The following is a 4,936-nucleotide window of genomic DNA, read 5'->3' on the forward strand; positions in this document are numbered from 1 at the left end:
CGGTGATCTACGAGCAGGCCAACAGTCACGGCCAGAAGGTGCAGTCGGCCGGCAACAACATGGCCAACACCGACGCCTCCGTCGGCTCCAGCTGGGCCTAACGGCAGCCAAGACTGGGGAAACCCGACGCAGTAGAGGGGGCTGCGTCGGGTTTTGCCGTTTCTAGGTATCAAGGACTCATCAAGGTTCGATTCCGCTCCGTTAAGAGCGCGTAAGGGCACCAGCTAACCGAGCACCGTTGGGGCACGGTGGATCTGGTGACCACACGTTTCATGACCGACCCGGACGCCATGCGTTCGACCGCGGCCCGTTTCGACGCCCACGCGCAGACCGTGGAGGACGAGGCCCGCCGGATGTGGGCCTCCTCGACCAGTATTTCCGGCTCCGGCTGGGGTGGCCTGGCCGAGCGCACCTCCTACGACACCATGGGCCAGATGCAGACCGCGTTCCGCAACATCGTGACCATGCTGCACGGCGTGCGCGACGGCCTGATCCGCGACGCCAACCAGTACGAACAGCAGGAAACTGCCTCCCAGCAGATCCTGAGCAGCTAGAAGGAGAACCGCGCCATGTCCATCAACTACCAGTTCGGCGACGTCGACGCCCACGGCGCGTTGATCCGCGCCCAGGCCGCCGCCCTGGAGGCCGAACACCAGGCGATCGTGCACGACGTGCTGGCCGCCGGCGACTTCTGGGGCGGCGCCGGCTCGGTGGCCTGCCAGGAGTTCATCACCCAGCTCGGCCGGAACTTCCAGGTCATCTACGAGCAGGCCAACGCCCACGGTCAGAAGGTGCAGTCGGCCGGCAACAACATGGCCAACACCGACTCCGCCGTCGGCTCCAGCTGGGCCTGAAAGCAAACCGTCAATAATCCAGATCGACCCGTAAAGAAGTCGTAAATGCCGTGGTCTGGCCACAGTCTGCCGGAAACAGTGGAGCCGTGCATTCGGCCGCCGGTCAATCCGCCATCCACCAGGAGAAGTCATGTCGTTCGTGACCACGCAGCCCGGGGCGCTCGCAGCGGCCGCCAATAACCTGCAGACGATCGGTGCGGCGATGACGGCGCAGAACACGGCGGCGGCGACACCGACCACCGGCGTAGCACCGGCCGCAGCGGACGCGGTTTCGGCACTTCAGGCCACTCAGTTCTCCGCCTACGGAACTCTCTACCAGCAGATCAGCGCGCAAGCCGCCGCGATCCAGGAGATGTTCGTCCAGACCCTGCGCACCAGCTCAGAGTCCTACGACTCCACCGAGGCGGCCAACGCGACCGGCAACGGGGCGGCCGACTCCCCGCTGTCCGACCTGATCAACCTGCTGACCGGGTCAGCATCGGGTCCCTACAACCTGTTCAGCGCCGCGCTGTCCAACGGCGGCATCGCGGGTGCCATGCAGGCGAGCAACTTCGGGTCCGCGGCATCTGACCTGCTGCAGCTGGGTAGCGCCGGCTTCCTGGCCCCGGGCCACTTGGCCAGTGCCACTGCCGCCGACGCCCTGCCCTCCGCGGTACTGACCAACGCCAGCTCGGATGTCGCACCGGTGTCGGTGGTCACCGGCGGGCAGTCGGCAGCGACCGGCAAGCTTTCGGCCCCGCCCAGCTGGGCCGGTCCCGCAGAGCCGGCGGCCGCGCCCGCCGCGCGGCTCGCCGGCCTGACTACCGCCGCCGCCGAGCACCCGCAGGCGTCCACTGTGCCCGCCGGCATTCCTGCGGCAGGTTCGGAGGACCGCCGCGCAGGCGGCCGGTTGCGCTACGGCGTTAAGCCCAAGGTGGCGCCCCGCGCCACCGGCGTATAGCCACGTCTAAACACCTCACCAGCAACAGGATTTGAAGACATGGACTTTGGCGCCCTACCTCCTGAAATCAACTCTGGCTTGATGTACGCCGGCTCCGGGGCTGCACCGATGATGGCCGCCGCGGCCGCGTGGAACGGGATCGGCGCGGAATTGGCCACCACCGCCTCGTCGTATCAGTCGGTGATCACCACGCTGACCAGTGAGGAGTGGCTCGGGCCGGCCTCGACGTCGATGGCTGCGGCCGTCGCCCCCTTCGTAGCGTGGCTGAACCAGACCGCTGCCGCCGCCGAACACGCCGCGGCACAGGCCACCGCGTCCGCGGCCGCCTACCAAGCCGCGTTCGCGATGACCGTTCCCCTGCCGGCGGTCGCCGCCAACCGGGTGCAGCTGGCCGCCCTGGTCGCATCGAATTTCCTGGGCGTCAACACCGCAGCGATCGCCACTACCGAGGCGCAGTACGCCGAGATGTGGGCCCAGGACGCCGCCGCCATGTATGGCTACGCAGCCTCGTCGGCGCTTGCCGGGGTCCTGAATCCGCTCAACCAGCCCGTGGAAACCACCAATCCCGCCGGAACCGCCGGCCAGGCGGCTGCGGTGGCACAGGCCACCACGTCCAATGCGGGCAGCAATTCCGGTCTGTCACAACTGGTGTCCAGCCTGCCCAGCGCGGTCCAAGGACTCGCCTCGCCCTCGCAGGCCACCAACAGCCTCGGCGACATCATCAACTCGACCCAGAACATCGGTATCTGGAACGCATTCCAAACCTACGGCAGTGCGATCGGCAACGTCGGCGCGTGGAACATGTTCGCTGGCATCTCGGCCGCCGCCGGTCTGGCAAGCGCCCACGCCCCTGAAGGGTTGATCGCCGACACCGTCCTGGTCGACGCGCCGGCCCCGACGGCCGCGGCCGGCGCCGCCGCCGGGCGGCCGGTGCTGGTGAATGTCGCCCAGGCAGCCCCGGTCGGCGGGCTGTCGGTACCGGCATCCTGGCCGGGTGCGCTACCGGCCGAAGCCGGTTCCGCGCCACTGATCACCTCCGAATGGGTTGCCGACGCCGCCGAAGAGGGTGCCGCGGTGAACGCTATACCGGCCGGTATCCCGGCCGCAGCCGCTGCCGGGCGCGGCGGCCTCGGACTCAGCAACCCCCGATACGGGGTCAAACCCACTGTGATGGCCCGGCCTGTCGCCGCTGGCTGACGCCCTCGGTTGCCGCGATGATGGTCTGGTGAGTCTCGTGAAGCAGAGCGGCCAGCGCGGGGAACTGCGCATCTACCTCGGAGCCTCGCCCGGGGTCGGCAAGACCTACGCGATGCTCGGTGAAGCGCACCGCCGCACCGGCCGCGGTACCGATGTGGTTGCGGCCGCGGTCGAGACCCACGGCCGCAGCAAGACCGCGGAGCTGTTGCAGGGCATCGAAATCGTCGGCGAGCCCGGCGGGGAACTCGATATCGACGCGGTGCTGACCCGCCACCCGGAAGTGGTCCTGGTCGATGATCTGGCGCACACTAACCCCGCGGGCAGCCGTAATCCCAAGCGCTGGCAGGACATCGAGGAGTTGCTTGCCGCCGGGATCACCGTGGTCTCGACCGTGAACGTGCAGCAGCTGGAGAGTCTGAGCGACGTCGTCGCCAAGATCACCGGGACCACCCAGCACGACACCGTCCCCGACGCGGTCGTGCGCCAAGCCGCGCAGATCGAACTCATCGACGTCGCACCGGAGGCTTTGCGCCGCAGGTTATCCCATGGCAACGTCTATCCGCCGGAGAAGGTCGACGCGGCGTTGGCCAACTACTTCCGCGGCGAGACACTCACCGCCCTAAGAGAATTGGCGCTACTGTGGCTGGCCGGGCAGGTGGACGCGACGCTCACCCGCTACCGCGCCGACAAGAAGATCACCGAGACCTGGGAGGCGCGGGAACGCATCGTCGCCGCGGTGACCGGTGGCCCGGAGTCCGAGACCCTGGTCCGGCGGGCCTCGCGGATCGCGTCAAAGGCCGGCGGTGACCTGTTGGTGCTGCATGTCCTGGGTGGCAACGGGCTCTCTGGTGCGCCGGCACCCCGAGTGGGCAAGATCCGCCAACTGGCGATCAGCCTGGGCGCCTCGCTGCACACCGTGATCGGCGACGACGTACCGGCTGCGCTGCTGGACTTCTCGCGTGACGTTAACGCCACCCAGTTGGTGATCGGCAGTTCACGCCGCTCCCGCTGGGCCCGCATCCTTGACGAGGGTGTCGGTGCGGCGGTGGTGCAGCAATCCGGCGACATCGACGTGCACATCGTCACCTACGAGGACGCCAAGCCAAGTTTTCGGGGAGTGGCGATCTCGCCGCGGGAGCGACGTGCAGCGTCCTGGCTGGCCGCCGTCATCGTGCCGTGCCTGATGTGCGCCATCATCGTGGGCTGGCTGGACCGCTACTTCGACGCCGGCCAGAGCGCGCTGTTTTTCGTGGGTGTGCTGGTGGTGGCCCTGCTCGGCGGTATCGCTCCGGCCGTGCTCTCGGCGTTGCTGTCGGGGGTGTTACTGAACTACTTCGTGCTCGCTCCGCGACGTGATTTCACCATCGCCGAACACGACGTGGCCGTAACCGAAGTCGTCCTGCTGTTGGTTGCCGTCGCGGTGGCGGTCCTGGTCGACGGCGCGGCCAAACGAACCCGGGAAGCCGGCCGCGCCTCCCGCGAAGCCGAGTTGATGACGCTGTTCGCCGGGTCGGTGCTACGCGGCGCCGACCTGGACACCCTGCTGGAGCGGGTTCGCGAGACCTACGCGCAGCGGGCGGTGAGCCTGGTCCGCGTCCCGAACAGCGCCGCGACGCCTGAAGTCGTCGCCTCGGTCGGTGAAAATCCCTGCACCTCGGTAGATCTGGCGGACACCGCGATCGATGTCGGCGACGACGAATTCTGGATGCTGATGGCCGGCCGACAGCTGGCCTCTCGTGACCGCCGGGTGCTGTCGGTGGTGGCTCGCCAAGCCGCCGGACTGGTCCGTCAGGAGGAACTGGCCGCCGAGGCCGGCCGGGCCGACGCGGTGATGCGGACCGACGAGCTGCGCCGGTCCCTGTTGTCGGCGGTCAGCCACGACCTGCGCACTCCACTGGCAGCGGCCAAAGCGGCGGTGTCGAGTCTGCGCGCCGACGACGTGGAC

5 protein-coding genes and 1 pseudogene are annotated in these 4,936 nt (G+C 68.4%); all 6 read left to right on the forward strand.

The annotated features are described in order from the left end of the window. Nucleotides 1–101 (forward strand): annotated as a pseudogene (locus tag BN4346_RS42530) (type VII secretion protein EsxI); the annotation flags it as partial. A 156-nt stretch (nucleotides 102–257) separates the two neighbouring features. Continuing rightward, nucleotides 258–554, forward strand: coding sequence for a WXG100 family type VII secretion target (locus BN4346_RS42535; RefSeq protein WP_067976016.1), 297 nt, complete (start codon nucleotides 258–260; stop codon nucleotides 552–554). Nucleotides 555–569: 15 nt separating this feature from the next. Then, nucleotides 570–854, forward strand: coding sequence for a WXG100 family type VII secretion target (locus BN4346_RS42540; RefSeq protein ID WP_067976004.1), 285 nt, complete (start codon nucleotides 570–572; stop codon nucleotides 852–854). A 130-nt stretch (nucleotides 855–984) separates the two neighbouring features. Further along, on the forward strand, nucleotides 985–1,794 hold the full coding sequence (locus tag BN4346_RS49780; RefSeq protein ID WP_067976008.1) for a PE family protein: 810 nt from the start codon (nucleotides 985–987) through the stop codon (nucleotides 1,792–1,794). A gap of 39 nt (nucleotides 1,795–1,833) precedes the next feature. Then, entirely contained in the window at nucleotides 1,834–2,991 is a 1,158-nt protein-coding gene (locus tag BN4346_RS42550) for a PPE family protein (RefSeq protein WP_078058807.1), read from the forward strand. A gap of 28 nt (nucleotides 2,992–3,019) precedes the next feature. Then, on the forward strand, nucleotides 3,020–4,936 hold a 1,917-nt coding region (locus BN4346_RS42555; protein WP_235653774.1), incomplete at its 3' end, for a sensor histidine kinase.

The organism is Mycolicibacter icosiumassiliensis, assembly GCF_900078685.2.
GTDB classification, from domain to species: domain Bacteria; phylum Actinomycetota; class Actinomycetes; order Mycobacteriales; family Mycobacteriaceae; genus Mycobacterium; species Mycobacterium icosiumassiliensis.

What these genes read in the sequence shown, in the direction of transcription:
- BN4346_RS42540 (WP_067976004.1), top strand. Translation starts at nt 570, where the DNA reads ATGTCCATCAACTACCAGTTCGGCGACGTCGACGCCCACGGCGCGTTG.
- BN4346_RS42550 (WP_078058807.1), top strand. Translation starts at nt 1,834, where the DNA reads ATGGACTTTGGCGCCCTACCTCCTGAAATCAACTCTGGCTTGATGTAC.
- BN4346_RS49780 (WP_067976008.1), top strand. Translation starts at nt 985, where the DNA reads ATGTCGTTCGTGACCACGCAGCCCGGGGCGCTCGCAGCGGCCGCCAAT.